17 protein-coding genes are annotated in these 15108 nt (G+C 66.5%); 10 read left to right on the top strand and 7 right to left on the bottom strand.

Translation table 11 applies throughout. The features are described 5' to 3' along the window. Positions 1-8: 8 nt before the first annotated feature. From rbfA to truB, 6 genes are read left to right on the top strand one after another with little or no spacing between them, the layout of a single operon-like run. Positions 9-458, top strand: coding sequence for a 30S ribosome-binding factor RbfA (gene rbfA / locus ACZ46K_RS21070; RefSeq protein ID WP_054806847.1), 450 nt, complete (start codon positions 9-11; stop codon positions 456-458). Continuing rightward, positions 442-1458, top strand: a complete 1017-nt coding sequence (locus tag ACZ46K_RS21065) for a DHH family phosphoesterase (RefSeq protein WP_464744581.1) — start codon at positions 442-444, stop codon at positions 1456-1458. The genes rbfA and ACZ46K_RS21065 overlap by 17 nt, the downstream gene beginning before the upstream one ends. Continuing rightward, positions 1455-2825: an MATE family efflux transporter gene (locus ACZ46K_RS21060; protein WP_464744579.1), complete on the top strand. Its 1371-nt coding sequence runs from the start codon at positions 1455-1457 to the stop codon at positions 2823-2825. The genes ACZ46K_RS21065 and ACZ46K_RS21060 overlap by 4 nt, the downstream gene beginning before the upstream one ends. Positions 2826-2831: 6 nt before the next feature. Then, entirely contained in the window at positions 2832-3770 is a 939-nt protein-coding gene (locus ACZ46K_RS21055) for a metallophosphoesterase family protein (protein ID WP_464744577.1), read from the top strand. A gap of 41 nt (positions 3771-3811) precedes the next feature. Beyond that, positions 3812-4474 carry a 4'-phosphopantetheinyl transferase Npt gene (npt, locus tag ACZ46K_RS21050; protein WP_054810177.1) on the top strand — a complete coding sequence of 221 codons (663 nt, stop codon included), beginning with the start codon at positions 3812-3814 and terminating at the stop codon, positions 4472-4474. Positions 4475-4477: 3 nt separating this feature from the next. Next, complete coding sequence (gene truB / locus ACZ46K_RS21045) at positions 4478-5395, top strand: tRNA pseudouridine(55) synthase TruB (protein ID WP_054806846.1); 918 nt, start codon at positions 4478-4480, stop codon at positions 5393-5395. Here truB and ACZ46K_RS21040 read toward each other — a convergent pair. After that, positions 5360-6283: a LysR substrate-binding domain-containing protein gene (locus ACZ46K_RS21040; RefSeq protein WP_054806845.1), complete on the bottom strand. Its 924-nt coding sequence runs from the start codon at positions 6281-6283 to the stop codon at positions 5360-5362. The genes truB and ACZ46K_RS21040 overlap by 36 nt on opposite strands. An 88-nt stretch (positions 6284-6371) precedes the next feature. Here ACZ46K_RS21040 and ACZ46K_RS21035 point away from each other — a divergent pair, with 88 nt between their 5' ends. Then, a complete protein-coding gene (locus ACZ46K_RS21035) occupies positions 6372-7085 on the top strand; it encodes a hemerythrin domain-containing protein (RefSeq protein ID WP_464744576.1) in 714 nt (237 codons plus the stop codon). A 76-nt stretch (positions 7086-7161) separates the two neighbouring features. On the opposite strand, the gene ACZ46K_RS21030 is transcribed toward ACZ46K_RS21035, so the two are convergent. Next, entirely contained in the window at positions 7162-7809 is a 648-nt protein-coding gene (locus ACZ46K_RS21030; RefSeq protein ID WP_464744574.1) for a response regulator transcription factor, read from the bottom strand. Positions 7810-7814: 5 nt separating this feature from the next. Next, a complete protein-coding gene (locus ACZ46K_RS21025) occupies positions 7815-8990 on the bottom strand; it encodes a sensor histidine kinase (protein WP_464744572.1) in 1176 nt (391 codons plus the stop codon). A gap of 107 nt (positions 8991-9097) precedes the next feature. On the opposite strand from ACZ46K_RS21025, the gene ACZ46K_RS21020 reads away from it, so the two are divergent. Together ACZ46K_RS21020 and ACZ46K_RS21015 are read left to right on the top strand one after the other, a co-directional pair. Beyond that, positions 9098-10024 carry an ABC transporter ATP-binding protein gene (locus tag ACZ46K_RS21020; RefSeq protein ID WP_464744570.1) on the top strand — a complete coding sequence of 309 codons (927 nt, stop codon included), beginning with the start codon at positions 9098-9100 and terminating at the stop codon, positions 10022-10024. 2 nt (positions 10025-10026) lie between these two features. Continuing rightward, positions 10027-10770 carry an ABC transporter permease gene (locus ACZ46K_RS21015; RefSeq protein WP_054810175.1) on the top strand — a complete coding sequence of 248 codons (744 nt, stop codon included), beginning with the start codon at positions 10027-10029 and terminating at the stop codon, positions 10768-10770. A gap of 8 nt (positions 10771-10778) precedes the next feature. Here the strand turns inward: ACZ46K_RS21015 and ACZ46K_RS21010 are convergent, their stop codons facing one another. The 4 genes from ACZ46K_RS21010 to ACZ46K_RS20995 are packed head-to-tail and all read right to left on the bottom strand — an operon-like array spanning position 10779 to position 14001. Beyond that, positions 10779-11474, bottom strand: a complete 696-nt coding sequence (locus tag ACZ46K_RS21010; RefSeq protein WP_464744568.1) for a metal-dependent transcriptional regulator — start codon at positions 11472-11474, stop codon at positions 10779-10781. A gap of 9 nt (positions 11475-11483) precedes the next feature. After that, positions 11484-12359, bottom strand: a complete 876-nt coding sequence (locus ACZ46K_RS21005) for a metal ABC transporter permease (RefSeq protein WP_464744567.1) — start codon at positions 12357-12359, stop codon at positions 11484-11486. After that, positions 12359-13084 (bottom strand): metal ABC transporter ATP-binding protein, encoded by a 726-nt coding sequence (locus ACZ46K_RS21000; protein WP_464749429.1) that lies wholly within the window; start codon positions 13082-13084, stop codon positions 12359-12361. The genes ACZ46K_RS21005 and ACZ46K_RS21000 overlap by 1 nt, the downstream gene beginning before the upstream one ends. 50 nt (positions 13085-13134) lie before the next feature. Further along, complete coding sequence (locus tag ACZ46K_RS20995; RefSeq protein WP_464744565.1) at positions 13135-14001, bottom strand: metal ABC transporter substrate-binding protein; 867 nt, start codon at positions 13999-14001, stop codon at positions 13135-13137. Between the two features lie 132 nt (positions 14002-14133). Here ACZ46K_RS20995 and ACZ46K_RS20990 point away from each other — a divergent pair, with 132 nt between their 5' ends. Continuing rightward, entirely contained in the window at positions 14134-15099 is a 966-nt protein-coding gene (locus ACZ46K_RS20990; RefSeq protein WP_464744564.1) for a bifunctional riboflavin kinase/FAD synthetase, read from the top strand. Positions 15100-15108 lie beyond the last annotated feature (9 nt).

Here is a 15108-nt window from a genome sequence, read left to right as displayed (position 1 = left end):
CGAACGACATGGCCGATCCAGCACGCGCGCGCCGCCTCGCGAAGCGCATCTCTACCATCGTGGCCACCGCGATCGACCATGAGATCAAGGACCCACGGCTCGAATTCATCACCATCACCGACGCGAAGGTCACCGCCGACCTGCACGACGCGACGGTCTACTACACCGTGCGCGGCGCAGATCTGGACACCGAGGCCGACCTCGAGTCGGCAGCCGCCGGGCTCGAGAAGGCCAAGGGAATCCTGCGATCGAAGGTCGGTGCCGCAACCGGTGTCCGATTCACCCCGACGTTGACGTTCGCGACCGACACCGTTCCTGAAACCGCTCGTCACATGGAAGAACTCCTCGAGCGGGCACGCGCGGCGGACGACGAGGTGGCACGGGCACGTGAGGGCGCGGTCCCGGCAGGCGACTCCGATCCGTACAAGGAACCTCGCGAACGTGACGACGACGAATAACGACATCATGTCCGACTTCGAATCGTCGCCCGGCCACGACAGCGCAGTCGATCTCGACGGTGCCGTCGCGCTGCTCTCCGCTGCGGAGACGGTGACCGTGCTGTGCCACGTCCAGCCCGATGCCGACACCCTCGGCAGCGGGCTGGCGCTAGGCATGGTCCTCGAACGACGAGGGATCCCCGTGCAGGTGGCGTTCGCGACGCCCGACGCGGTGCCCTTGTCGATGCGAGGCCTGCCGGGCGTCCATCTGATCGCTGCGGCGGATGAGGTCCGGGACGAAGTGGACCTGCTCGTCGCGGTGGACTGCGGCACGGCCGGTCGTCTCGGCGGGTTGCGGACCAGACTCGAGGGCGCCCGGAACTCGCTGGTCATCGACCACCACCGATCCAACACGAGATTCGGAACCCACAATCTCATCGACGCGGGCGCCGAGGCCACCGCGACAGTGCTCGCGGACGTCTTCGACACCTGGGGTATCGAGATCGATACCGACATCGCTCACTGCCTGTTCGCCGGGCTCGCCACCGACACCGGGTCGTTCCGGTGGGTGCGACCGGGTACCCACACGCTCGCGGAGCGTTTGCTCGCGACCGGTATCGACGGTGCGAACATCACCCGCACACTTCTCGACACACACCCGTTCGGCTGGTTGCCGATGCTCTCGTCGGTCCTGGCGTCCGCGACGCTGGTACCGGAGGCCGCGAGCGATCGTGGACTGGTATACGCATTGGTGCGTCGCGCGGACTCCGCACACCTCGGTGCCGAAGAGATCGAGAGCGTCATCGACATAGTGCGTACCACGGTGGAAGCCGAGGTCGCTGCGGTGTTCAAGGAGGTCGGTCCGCAGGAATGGACGGTGTCGTTGCGCTCCAAGCGCGACGTGGACGTCTCACTCGTGGCGACCGCCCTCGGAGGTGGCGGGCACCGATTCGCGTCCGGCTACACCGCACACGGCGACTCCGAGGAGATCGTCGCTGCCCTGCGCGCCGCGCTCGGATGATGGGGTCGGCAGAACCCGCGGCGATCCCACTCGACGTATCCGGTCGGCGAATCCTCGGGCTCGCGCTGCCGGCGCTCGGAGTGCTTGCCGCTGAGCCCCTCTACCTGCTGTTCGACATCGCTGTCGTGGGACGACTCGGCGCGCTGCCGCTCGCCGGGCTGGCCATCGGCGGTCTCGTCCTCGCCCAGGTCACGACGCAGCTGACCTTCTTGTCGTACGGGACGACCGCCCGTGCCGCGCGGTTCCACGGCGCCGACCGGCACGACGACGCCGTCACGGAAGGAATCCAGGCCACCTGGCTGGCGCTATGTGTCGGTGCCGTGATCGTCGTGATCGGGCAGCTGCTCGCGGCACCTGTCGCGAGCCTGATCGCCGGTGACGACGAGATCGCGACCGCCGCCGTGTCCTGGCTGCGTGTCGCGCTGTTCGGTGCGCCGCTGATCCTCATCAGCCTTGCCGGCAACGGGTGGATGCGCGGCGTACAGGACACCGCACGACCACTGCGATATGTGGTGCTGGGGTTGGGTCTCTCGGCGGTGTTGTGCCCGATCCTGGTGCACGGCCTGCTCGGAGCTCCACGGTGGGAACTCGTCGGTTCGGCGGTCGCCAACGTCGTGGGGCAGTTCGTCGCTGCTGCGCTGTTCATCGTGGCACTGTTGCGGTCGGGTGTGTCGTATCGGCCGCGTCGTGCGGTGATCGTCGCGCAATTGCGCCTCGGCCGCGATCTGATCGCCCGGAGCCTGGCGTTCCAGGTGTGCTTCCTCTCTGCGGCCGCGGTGGCCGCGCGGTTCGGTGCCGCTGCCGTCGCCGGGCACCAGGTGGTTCTCCAATTGTGGAACTTCGTCACGCTCGCCCTCGACTCGCTCGCCATCGCAGCACAAGCGCTCGTCGGTTCTGCCCTCGGAGCGAAGGACACGCGCCTCGCGAACCGGATCGCCTGGCGGGTGACGGCCTGGTCGGCCCTGTTCGGGGCGTGCCTTGCGCTGTTCTTCCTCGTCGGTCGCACAATCATCCCCGGCCTCTTCACCACCGATGACGCCGTACTCGGCCAGATCGATGTCGCATGGTGGTTCTTCATCGCGATCATGCCGCTGGCAGGAGTGGTGTTCGCGTTGGACGGAGTGCTGCTCGGCGCGGGCGACGCAGCGTTCCTCCGCACTGCCACACTCGCGGCCGCGCTACTGGGGTTCCTGCCGTTGATCTGGGGCTCGCTCGCCTTCGACTGGGGGCTTGCGGGAATTTGGACGGGGCTTACGGTGTTCATCGTGTTTCGGATGATTGCCGTCGTGTGGCGCACCCGGACGGGACGCTGGGCAGTGACGGGTGCGGACCGGCAGGTCCGCGCGGACAACGGAACGGGAGGGTAGGAACCGGTGGCAGCGAAACTGTGGGCGGTCAGTGACATCCATGTGGCACACCGGGGCAACCGGCCGGTCACCGAGGATCTGTTCCCCGAATCGCCGGACGACTGGCTCATTGTCGCCGGCGATGTCTCGGAAAAGACCGATGACATTCGTTGGGCGCTGAAACTACTCGGTGAACGCTTCGCGAAGGTGATCTGGGTTCCCGGCAATCACGAACTGTGGACCACAGCGAAAGATCCCGTACAGATGCACGGGGTTGCTCGCTACGACTACCTCGTGACGATGTGCCGCGAACTCGGCGTGATCACCCCGGAGGACCCGTATCCGGTCTGGGAGGGTGACGACGGGCCGGTCACGTTGGTGCCGATGTTCCTGCTGTACGACTACTCGTTTCTGCCGGACGGCACCACCACGAAGGCGGACGGCCTCGCGTTGGCGCGGGAGCGCAATGTGGTCGCGACCGACGAATTCCTGCTGAAGCCCGATCCGTACATCACCCGCGACACGTGGTGCCGGGCGCGCCTCGAGCAGACTCGCGCGCGGCTCGACGCGCTCGATCCCGAACTGCCGACCGTACTGATCAATCACTTCCCGCTCGTCCGTGAACCCACTCGCATGCTGTTCTATCCCGAGTTCGCGCTGTGGTGTGGCACCACGGAGACAGCCGACTGGCACGTGCGGTACCGGGCGATGTGCAGTGTGTACGGGCACCTCCACATCCCGCGCACCACCTACTACGACGGGGTGCGCTTCGAGGAGGTGTCGGTCGGATATCCGCGCGAATGGCAGCGACGTGGCCTCCCGGACAATGTGCTGCGCCAGATCCTGCCCGTCCCGGACTACCCGCCGGGCACGCTCAACAAGTGGGGCGGTCACTTCACGGTGACCCCCGAGATGGAAGCCGAAGCCGAGAAGTTTCGGGCGGAACGAGAGAAGGAACTGCGGTGACGGAGTCGACGACCGAATCCCAGGTCGGTGCACGAGGCGGTCTGATCGCGCGGATCGTTCCGGACGGCGTCGCTGCCGCGGAACTGTTCTCCGACCCACCGGGCCTGGTGGCCCACCCTCAGGAGGAACCCCTCATCGCCAGAGCGGTCGAGAAGCGTCGCCGCGAGTTCATCGGCGCGCGACATTGTGCGCGTCAGGCGATGAGCCGGCTCGGCGTCGAACCGGCCCCGATCCTCAAGGGCGACAAGGGTGCACCGGTCTGGCCACGCGGAGTGGTCGGCAGTCTCACACACTGCGACGGCTACCGCGGAGCCGTCCTCGGCTACTCGCTGCAGGTCCGTTCGCTCGGGATCGACGCCGAGCCGCACGACCGCCTCCCGGACGGTGTCCTCGACGCCGTCAGTCTCGACGTCGAACGCACATGGCTCGCCTCGGCCACCGACACCGACCTGCATTGGGATCGGGTGCTGTTCTGCGCCAAGGAAGCCACCTACAAGGCGTGGTTCCCGCTCACCGGCCGGTGGCTCGGTTTCGAAGACGCCCACATCACTTTCGAACGCGACGAGTCGGGCGCGACCTCGGGCACATTCCGGTCGAAGCTGCTGGTCCCGGGCGACACCTCGGACGGACCGCCGCTGACCGGTTTCGACGGTCGTTGGCTGGTGGACGACGGCCTGGTGCTCACCGCGATCACGGTGCGCTGACCCTTGACCGAATCCGCCTCCGAAAACCCCGCCCTCACCCGCGCCGGACTGCTCGTCGTCGACAAACCGGCGGGCATGACCAGCCACGATGTCGTCGCTCGGTGTCGAAAACTGATGGGCACCCGCAAGATCGGCCATGCCGGCACCCTCGACCCGATGGCAACCGGGGTTCTGGTGCTCGGCGTCGAACGGGCCACCAAGCTGCTGGGGCTGCTGGCACTGACCACCAAGTCGTACACCGCCACGATTCGCCTCGGTCAGAGCACAGTCACCGATGACGCGGAAGGCGAGGTCCTCGACACCGTTGACGCCTCGACGGTGACCGACGACAGGATCGCCGCGGAAATCGCCGCTCTCACCGGAGAAATCGAACAGGTCCCCGCCAGCGTCAGCGCGATCAAGATCGATGGTAAGCGCGCATACGCGCGGATGCGCGAAGGCGAAGCCGTGGAGATCCCCGCGCGTACGGTCACCGTGTCGCGTTTCGAAACCATTGCTCGCCGCGACCTCGCGGAGGAGGCGTTCGTCGATCTCGATGTCGAGGTCGACTGCTCGTCCGGGACGTACATCCGGGCGCTGGCCCGGGACCTCGGTGTCGCACTGGATGTCGGCGGCCACCTCACTGCACTGCGCCGCACGACGGTGGGCCCGTTCGGGCTCGAGCATGCACGCACCCTCGAGCAGTTGGCGGACGATCCGGTCCCGAGCCTCGACCTCGACGCGGCAATCCTCACGGCATTCCCCACACGCTCCGTGACGGACGACGAGGCCGTGGTGCTCTCGCACGGCCGCTGGCTCGACCCGATCGGAATGCCGGGTGTGTACGCCACGATCGATCCACAAGGGCGAGCAGTGGCGTTGCTCCAGGAGAAGGGTAAGCGGGCGTCATCGGTGTTCGTAGTTCGCCCGTCGAACATCTGAGGACGTTCCGTCGGCGATCGGGTCCGAGACAGGGGCCATGTGAAGCGTGAGTCGTTCGAGGAGTAGCTCGGTGGCGGGCGTCCGTATTTCGGGGTGACCGACGAGGCCGACCATGACACTGGTCTCTGCCTCGTCGGCATCGACGAGCAGGGCCCCACCGCCGGCGGCGAGGCTACGCGGGATGACAAGTAGACCCATCCCCCGTGTGTGCAGGTCCCATGCCATGCCGGGTGTCGAGACCTGGACGGCGATTTCGAGACGGGTCCGGGCTCGCCGCGCCGCCGATTCGAGGGCGTCGCGTGCGCCAGCGCCGGCATCGAGGACCACAAGAGGTTCGCTACTCAGATCGGTGATCGCGACAGTGCGTGTCGTGGCCGGAAGGCCGACCACTATGAGCGGGTCGCGCATCAGTTCCACCCACCGCAGGTGCGTCGGATCGGTGCGCACCACAATCGCGATGTCGAGTGCTCCGTCGGACACCGACTGCACCAGGTCGTTGCTCGACGCGGAGGTGATGACGAGTTCGACACCGGGGAACTCGGATGCGAAGGTCGCCAGAGTGTCGCCCAGTTCAGGGATTTCGGCGCCCGTCACGAGACCCAGTCGTACCCGTCCGCGACGAATCCCTGCAACGTCGTCGACTGCCTGTTGCACGCCGTCGAGTGCGGTAAGTGCGGCCCGCGCCCTCGGTAGAGCCGCCTCGCCCGGATGCGAAAGCCGCACCTGACGGCTCGTGCGGGTGAACAGTCGTTGCCCGAGAATCGATTCGAGTTCTTTGATCCGTGAGCTGATCGTCGATTGCGCGATCCCGAGCCGGTCGGCGGCGGCCCCGAAGGACTCTTCCTCGGCCACGGCGACAAACGCTTGGAGCTTCAATACATCCATCATAATTTTCGATGCTACTGATCGAATCTATCGGTTTGATTAATCGATAAACGACGGAGAGACTGGGATGCACAAGACAAGGAAGGGTGCCATGACGAATCCGGAGACCGGAGTGGCGGACGGATTGCCGTGGCTCGCGGCCGACACGTTGACCATGTCCGTGTTCCACAACGCACTTCGCCGCGACCTCGAGCGATCCGAGATTCTCCTGGGATCTCCCGAGAACCTGTCGCCCCGTCGCAGTCGGCGCCTGGGTCGTCACCTCCAGTGGATGATGCACACACTTCGATGGCATCACGAAGGGGAAGACCATCACCTCTGGCCGCTGCTCCTCGAGCGCGAACCCGGAAGCTCGGCGGTACTCGACGCGATGCAGGCCGAGCACCACGCGATCGACGGGCCGGTGCTTGCCCTCGAAGCTCACGCGCGCGGACTTGTCGCCGGGCGGACGGAGCCTCGCGACGTGATGGACGCAGTGAAGACGCTGGCAAAACCACTGATCGAACATCTCGCACACGAAGAAGACGAGGCCATGGAGATCGTGTCCCGAGTGCTCAGCCACCGGGACTGGAACGACTTCGAGCAACGCGCGTGGATCGACGGGTACACCGTATGGGAATCCGTCCGCTTCGTCGCCTGGATGGTCGACGGTGTCGAGTGGAACAGACCGATCCGTCGGCGGGCAGGGCTGCCGGCTCCGATCTACTGGGCCGTCGTGAAGCCGCTGGCGCTCATTGCTCACGTTCCTGGGCTCAGTATCTGGGCGGGCACACCTGCCGCCCGGGTGAGGAGCCGCGTCGCATGAGACCGATCGTGTTCGGCGGCACCGGACGCCTGCTCGCGAAACATGCGTGGGTTGCCGAACATCGATCCGGGCACGCTCACGTCGTGACGAACCCCGACTCGTAGGCCACGATCACCGCCTGAGTCCGGTCGCGCACACCGAGCTTGGCCAGAATCGCACTGACATGCGATTTGACCGTCTCGGCTCCGACGAACATATGCGTGGCGATTTCGGCGTTCGACATGCCCCGGGTCATCAACCGCAGAACGGTCGACTCCCGTTCGGTGAGCGTCGCACGATCGAGTTGTTCGCGCGCGGGCGCGTTGCTGTGGCCCGCCGCGAGTGTCCGGACAGTAGCGGGATAGAGGAGCGAATCCCCTTCGGCCACTGTGCGGACGGCATTGGCGATCTCGGCGGGGCGGGCACGCTTGAGAAGGAATCCGTTTGCACCCGCACGCAAGGCACGGTAGACGTACTCGTCGTTCTCGAAGGTCGTGACGATCAGGATCTTCGGCGGTGACGGTACGGTCCGCAGGACAAGGCGCGTCGCGTCGATCCCGTCCATCAGCGGCATCCGCACATCCATCGCGATCACCGTCGGCTGCAGTCGCCGGAGAAGCGGGACGACGGCGGCACCGTCTCCGGCCTCGCCCACGACCACGATGTCCGGCTGAGCGTCGAGGATCGCGCGCAGTCCCGCGCGGGCAAGTGGTTCGTCGTCGACGAGGAGCACGGTGATCGTCATGCGTATCACCGCGTTCCGTCGAACGGGAGCGTGACGTGGACCTGCCAGACGCCGTCGGCCGGTCCGGTGACCGCGCGGCCACCGAGAAGTTCCGTGCGTTCGTGGATACCGCGCAACCCGCTCCCACGATCGGTGTGGGACACGCCGACAGGTAGTGCGCTCGTCACCTCCAGTTCGAGCCGATCGGCATCCACCTGTGCTCGGACGAGGACCGGGCCGGGACCGGCATGACGCAACGCGTTGGTCAGCGACTCCTGCACGATGCGGTAGCCCTCTCGAGAGAGAGGCCCGGGCACACGATCGAGAGGGCCGGTGACCACGACGTCGACCTCGGCACCCGCGGATCGTGCGGACTCCACCAGACGATGAGCATCGGCGAGAGCGGGACGCTGACCAGGCCCTGTGGAATCGCGCAGCACGAGGAGGACTCGATCGAGGTCGTCGAGCGCGGCACGGCCGGTTTCTTCGATGGCGCGCAGCGCACGCGCCGTGAACTCGGGATCCTCGGCGGCACGGGCCGCGCCGGCCTGCAGCACCGCCGCGGTGAGGGCATGACCGATCGAATCGTGCAGTTCGCGAGCCAGACGGGTGTGCTCGAGGAGAAGGTCCGTGCGTTCCTCCAAGGCCCGCATCCGATCCGCGGCAGAGGGGCCGAGCAACCAGCGTGCCAGAACGGTGACCAGGGACCCGAGCCCGATAACCGTCGTGAGAATCACCACGACGGGAAGTGGGATCAGCAGCGCGTACCACCACTGCGGTTGCTCGATCCGCACGAGGGCGTCTCCGCTCGGCGCACCTCCGACCGCTGCACCGACGAGATCCGCGCACACGATGATCATCGGTACGCACACGGCGCACAGCACCGCGCTGAGTGCGAGCCTGACCTCGAGCCAGAGCACGGTGCGCCACCGATCGGACCAACTCGCCGACGATGCGGCGCCGATTGACGGCTCGTCAGCACGGGCTCCCTCACCGGGAGTGAGGAAGAGGCGCGCCTGGATTCCTTCTGCGAGCCGCATCGCCGGCACCAACCCCACCGGCACGACGAACAGGGCGAGCATGTACGGCCGGTCGTCGTCGATGAAGATCCACACCGCAGCGAACGCCAACGGCAGACACAGGTGTAGTCCGCGGCTGTAGGTGGCCGGCCGGGCGACCAGCCGGCCGATCTCGCGGATCATGCGTTCATGGTGCCAGTTGCGACGCCGCCGGTGGCTCCCCGAAACGGGGGAGACGAATCCCACCCGTGGGGGGAGATCGCGCGACCGGATCGGATGACGCTGAGTGCATGACCACGATCGAAGTGCACGAGCTCACCAAGGTATACGGATCGACCCGGGCGGTCGACCGCGTGACGTTCTCGGTGCGCCCCGGGGTGGTGACCGGATTCCTCGGTCCCAACGGTGCCGGCAAATCCACCACGATGCGCATGATCCTCGGCCTCGACCGGCCGACCTCCGGCAGTGCCGCGATCGACGGCAAGCCTTTCGCGGAAGCGGAGAAACCGCTGACGCTGGCCGGCTCGCTGCTCGACGCGGACGCCGCGCACCCGGGACGGACCGCACGGAACCACCTGCTGGCGCTCGCAGCGAGTAATCGCATCCCGACAGACCGTGTCGGCGCGGTCCTCGACGAGGTCGGACTGTCCGCTGTCGAGGGTCGGCGAGTCTCGTCCTTCTCTCTCGGAATGCGCCAGCGCCTCGGGATCGCCGCCGCACTACTCGGGGACCCGCTGGTACTGATATTGGACGAGCCGACCAACGGGCTGGACCCGGAGGGGATCATCTGGATCAGAGAAGCGTTGCCGCGGTTCGCACGCGAAGGCCGCAGCGTCCTGGTTTCGAGTCATCTGATGTCCGAAATGGCCTCGTATGCAGATCACCTCCTGGTGCTCGGCGAAGGTCGGATCCTCGCTGATGCTCCCACTGACGAGTTCGTCCGTGCTCATGCCGAATCGTCCGTACGCCTGCGCACTCCGCACGGCACAAGCCCCGCCGAGGTGCTCGCGCATTCCGGTTTCACGGCCGTCGAGGACGAGAGCGGGCGGTGGATGGTCCGCGGTGCCCGGATCGACGAGATCGGAGCGCTGCTCGCCGACGCGGGCATCCCCGTCCTCGAACTCGCAGAGCAACAGGTCTCGCTCGAACAGGCCTACCTTGCTCTGACGTCGTGCGCGACGGCCCACACATCCGGCACGACACACCAGGAGGTCTAGCCATGTCGTATGCACCGGTGCTCCGTTCGGAGTGGATCAAGGTACGGTCCCTGCCGTCACTCGGCGGGGTGCTCACGCTCCTCTTCGTCGTGACGGTGGGATTCTCCTTGGTCGGCAGTGCGACGCTGGGAAAGGAAGAGGCCGGCGAACCCGATTTCGACCCGCTGCTGATCTCCTTCTTCGGTGTCAACTTCGGCCAGGTCGTCGCGATCACCTTCGGTGCCCTCGCTGCGGCTGCACAGTTCAAGAACAACGGGCTGAGGATCTGGCTCGTCGCGGTGCCCCGCCGCGGTGTCTTCTACCTCGCCGGACTGGCCGTGGTCGCGGGACTCACTTTCGTCGTCGGCCTGGCGACGGCACTCGTGTGTTTCGTCGGTGGTCGAATGCTGCTGGGAGAGCACCGGATGTCGTCGATGGACACGGCTGCGGGCCGCGCGATCCTCGGGTGTGCCGTCTATCTGACCTTGATGGCACTGTTCGCGGCGGGCGTGGCAACCCTGTTACGAAATGCCGCAGCCACACTGGGAATTCTCGTCCCGCTCGTGCTGCTGCTGTCGTTCGTGCTCGGTGATGTCGCAGGCAGCAGCGGCGTCGCCGACTATCTGCCCGATCGCGCGGGTCGTCAGGTGCTCGTGCTGGATCCGGTCGGCTCGCCGGGGCCCTGGGCGGGTATGGCCGTGACCGCGGTGTGGGCGGGTGCAGCCGTACTCGCGGGTTGGTGCGGGCTCCGTCGTCGCGACTGCTGACGGGCGGGTCAGACGATCCAGATGGCCTCGGCTGCAGGATTTCCGAGATCCACTGTGGTGCCGTCCGGGCTTCCGATACGCACCGAGACGGTACCGGCGAAGTCGCGGCGTTCGACCACTTCGATGTCGGTGTCGAGAGCGATACCGACCTCGTCGAAGTAGCGCAGCATCGCCGGGTCGGAGTCGGAGATCCGGGCAACACGTCCGCCCTCTCCGTCGCCGAACTCGCTGAGTGCGCGGGCGGGCGGCGCGGGGATCGAGCCTGCCGCCGTGGGGATCGGGTCGCCGTGCGGGTCGCGCTCTGGATGGCCGAGCTTCGCGTCGATCGCGGCGATCATGCGCTCGGAGACGGCATGTTCGAGAACTTCCGCCTCGTCGTGCACCTCGTCCCAGCCGTAGCCGAGCTCGCTGACGAGAAATGTCTCGATGAGGCGGTGCCGGCGCACCATTGCGACGGCGGCGTCGCGGCCGCTGTCGGTGAGCGAGATGGACCCGTAGCGGGCGTGGTCGACCATTCCCTGGTCGGCGAGTCTGCGGACCGCTTCGGACACCGTCGACGCCGAGACGCCGAGGCGCTCGGCGAGCAGCTTCGTCGAGACCTTTTCACCCGACCATTCCTGGACGGTCCAGATGATCTTCAGGTAGTCCTGGGCAACCGACGACAAGGTGTCGGTCACGGTGGAGGGCTCACGACTGTCAGGCACGGGACCAGCTTAGGTAACCTTCAGCCGAGAATCACCTTCTCGGGCCGGTTGCCGGCGCAGTGCAGTGGTCACCAGGCCCTGTCGCGGTGCGAAGAGGTATGCGGCAGCGAACAGAGTGGCCTGAGCGAGGACCACCACGCCGCCGGTCGCCGCGTCGGTGTAGTAGCTCGTATACACCCCGACCACCGAACCGAGTGCGCCGAGCACCGGCGCGATGACCAGCATTCGGGACATCCTGTCGGTCAGCAGATATGCGGTGGCGCCGGGGATGATGAGCATCGCGACCACGAGAATCACGCCGACGGCCTGGATCGCGCTCACGATCGTGATGGCGAGCAGAGCGAGCAGCAGTGCCGAGAGCCTGGCGGGGGAGATGCCGAGCGTGTGTGCCTGGACCCGGTCGAACGCGAACAAGGTCAGATCGCGGCGTTTCGCGGCGAGAACCACGAACACTGCGGCCGCGAGGCCGGAGATCTGCCACACGTCGGATGTCGACAGGCCCAGCAGATTGCCGAACAGCACGTGGTGCAGGTCGATCTGGCTGGGATTCTTCGAGATCAGCACGATACCGAGAGCGAACAGCGTGGTGAAGACCGTTCCGATCGCGGCGTCCTCCTTGATCTTCGTGGTCCCGCGGACCAGCCAGATCAACGCCACCGCGAGACCTGCGAACAACAACGCGCCCAGGGCGAACGGCGCACCTACGAGGTAGGCCAGGACAACCCCGGGAAGTACGGCGTGTGACACGGCGTCGCCCATCAGGGACCATCCGATCAGCACGAGCCAGCAGCTCAGCAGAGCACACACCACGGTCGTGACGACCGCGACGACGAGGGCGCGCTGCATGAATCCGTACTGCAGTGGTTCGAGAATCAGCTCGAGCATCACGACACCTCTTCCGGCGCGGTGCTCGCACCGAACGCGCGCGCAAGATTCTCCGGCCGCAACACCTCATCGGGAGTGTCGTGCAGGACCACCCGCCTCTGTAGCAGGACCGCCTCGTCGCACAGCTGTGACAGGCCCGCGAGGTCGTGGGTGGCGATCAGCAAGGCGTGTCCGTCGGCAGCGAGGTCGCGGAGCACCTCGGTCAGCGCCGCCTGGGTAGTCGTGTCGACGCCGGCGAAAGGTTCGTCGAGGAGCAGCAGCGGTGCGCGCTGCGCGATGGCCCGTGCGACGAACACACGTTTGCGCTGGCCTCCGGACAACTGCCCGATCTGGCGGTGGGCGAGCGCGGTCATGCCGACGCGCTCGAGTGCCTCCGCGACCGCCTCGTGGTCGACGCGACGTGCTCGGCGCATCCATCCCTGGTGCCCGTAGCGCCCGGTCATCACGACGTCGCGTACACCGATCGGGAAGTCCCAGTCGACGCCCTCGGCCTGCGGAACGTATGCCACGGCGCCGGACCGTCGCGCCGCGGTGATTCCGATACCGCCGATGGTGACTTCACCTTCGTCCGGCTTGACCAGACCCATCACGGACTTGAAGAGGGTGGACTTTCCTGAGCCGTTGGTGCCGACGAGCCCGCACACTCTGCCGGGGGCGAGTTCGAGGCTCACCCCGTCGAGTGCGACGACGGTGTCGTATCGGACGGTGACGTGATCCAGGCTCAGTGCAGGGCGGGAGAGGCGGGCACGGTCGGGGTGCGCGGTGCCGGAGAGTGTCACGGGTTCAGTCCTGACGTGATGGTTGCGACATCGTGGCGGAGAAGGTCGAGATAGGTGGGCACCGGGCCGTCGGGTTCGGACAGGGAATCGACGTAGAGGGTGCCTCCGTACGTGGCACCGGTGTCGTCGGCGACCTGCCGCTGTGCCTTGTCGGAGACGGTGGATTCGCAGAACACCGCCGGGATGTCGTTGTCGCGGACGAAATCGACCGTGCGGGCGACCTGTTGCGGAGTGCCCTGCTGGTCGGAGTTGACCGGCCACAGGTAGGCCTCGCGCATTCCGGCGTCGCGCACGAGATAGCCGAATGCGCCTTCGCAGGTGACCAGTGCCCGCTGGTGTTCGGGAACGGTTGCCAGCGTCGTGACGAGTTCGTCGTGTACGGCCTGTAGTTCGGTCCGGTAGGCGGCGGCGTTGGCTGCGAAATCCGCGGCGTGCTCGGGAACGAGCTCGCTCAGCGCGGCCTCGATGTTGTCGACGTAGATCTGCGCGGTCAGCGGTGACATCCACGCGTGGGGGTTGAGCTGTGTCGAGGACGCGTCGCCGATGGGCAGGGGTTCGACACCGTCGGTCAGCACTACGTGTGCGGCGTCCGTGTCGGCGAGGAACTGCTCGAACCAGCGTTCGAGACCGAGTCCGTTGTCGAGGACGAGAGCCGCCTCGGCGGCATGTCTCAGGTCGCCGGGTGTCGGCTCGTAGCCGTGCACTTCGGCGCCGGGTTTCGTGATCGATTCCACCCGGATGTGGTCGCCTGCGACGGTGCGTGTCATATCGGCGAGCACGGTGAAGGTGGTCAACACGAGGGGATCGGTGTCGGTCTGTGCGGTGCCGCATGCGGTGAGTGCGACGAGTGAGGCAGCGACCATGGCAAATTTGGCTGGTCTCATCAAAAAGTTCGGCACACCGAAATTATGCAGAGCACTGTTTCGGATTGTCCACTCGGGCCGAGTCCGAGGGCGAGGATGCCGGTCCGTGCTCGGGGTCGTAGGCTTTCCGATGTGCAGAGATGGCGAGGTCTGGACGAGATACCTGCGGACTGGGGTCGGTGCGTGGTCACGATCGGCGTGTTCGACGGCGTGCATCGAGGTCACCAGCAACTGATCACCCGTGCGGTGAAGTCAGCGAAGGAGCGGGGCATCGCCAGTGTGTTGATGACCTTCGATCCGCACCCGATGGAAGTGGTTCGCCCTGGGAGTCATCCGGCCCAGCTGACCACCTTGGCCCGCCGTGCCGAACTCGCCGAGGGGCTCGGCGTCGACGTGTTCTGCGTGATGCCGTTCACTCCCGAGTTCATGAAGCTCTCGCCCGAGCGCTACGCCCGCGAGATCCTCGTCGAGCGGTTGCACGTCGCCGAGGTCGTGGTGGGGGAGAACTTCACCTTCGGTAAGAAGGCCGCGGGGACTGTGGAGATGCTCCGCACGATCGGCGAACGCTTCGGTTTCGCGGTCGACGGGCAGACGCTGCTTGCCGAACATGCGGTGACGTTCTCGTCGACCTACATCCGGTCGTGCGTCGACGCCGGCGACATGGCCGCCGCCACCGATGCTCTCGGCCGCCCCCATCGTGTGGAAGGTGTCGTCGTGCACGGCGACGGACGCGGCCGGGGGCTGGGGTTCCCCACGGCGAACATCGCACCCCCGATGTATGCGGCCATTCCGGCGGACGGTGTCTACGCCGCATGGTTCACCGTCCTCGATTCAGGATCCCCCGTGGACGGGCTCGAGACCGGTCTGCGCTACTGCGCCGCGGTGTCGGTGGGGACGAACCCCACCTTCTCCGGCCGTAATCGCACGGTCGAGGCATTCGTGCTCGACGAGGAGGCCGACCTCTACGGGCAGCACGTCGCAGTCGACTTCGTCGAGCGGCTTCGAGGTATGGAGAAGTTCGATTCCGTCGAGGCATTGATTTCCGCCATGCATCGCGACGCGGACCGTGCCCGTGACCTCCTGGTGGAAGGCGCGTAGTCCGTTCGG

This window comes from Rhodococcus sp. JCM 9793 (genome assembly GCF_055380405.1).
Note: the sequence above shows the minus strand (reverse complement) of the source record. Positions and strands in the feature narration are given on the sequence as shown.